This is a genomic window from Lysinibacillus sp. GbtcB16 (assembly GCF_019091145.1).
Classification (GTDB): Bacteria; Bacillota; Bacilli; order Bacillales_A; family Planococcaceae; genus Lysinibacillus; species Lysinibacillus fusiformis.
Map to the genome: position 1 here is coordinate 1 of NZ_JAGXJV010000193.1, position 347 is coordinate 347.

1 protein-coding gene is annotated in these 347 nt (G+C 38.9%); it reads left to right on the forward strand.

The genetic code is table 11. From position 1 onward, the window contains the following. Window positions 1–13: 13 nt before the first annotated feature. The coding region (locus KVT27_RS23965) for an ATP-binding cassette domain-containing protein (RefSeq protein WP_309140247.1) at window positions 14–347 on the forward strand (334 nt) is incomplete at its 3' end.

Consider the following 347-nt stretch of genomic DNA (forward strand, 5'->3'; position numbering starts at 1 on the left):
TACTAGGATAACTATTGAAGAGAATTTATTACACAATAGTAAGTTATATGAGCAGTCAGTCACTGCCGTTAAAGAAGCACTTGATTTTGTGAACATATATGCTGATCGCAAAAAGAAGATTAGACAGCTATCAAAGGGAATGATTCAGCGGGTTACACCGGCTAGAGCTATTATGCATAAGCCCGAATTATCATTTCTAGATGAGCCTACTTCTGCCCTTGATCCTGTCAATACAGGACATATATATAATGGCTTACGAAAACTGAATGCCATGGGGACAGCGATATTTTTAACAACACATGAGCTGTGCGATGCCGAAATACTTTGTGACCGAGTTGCTTTTTTGC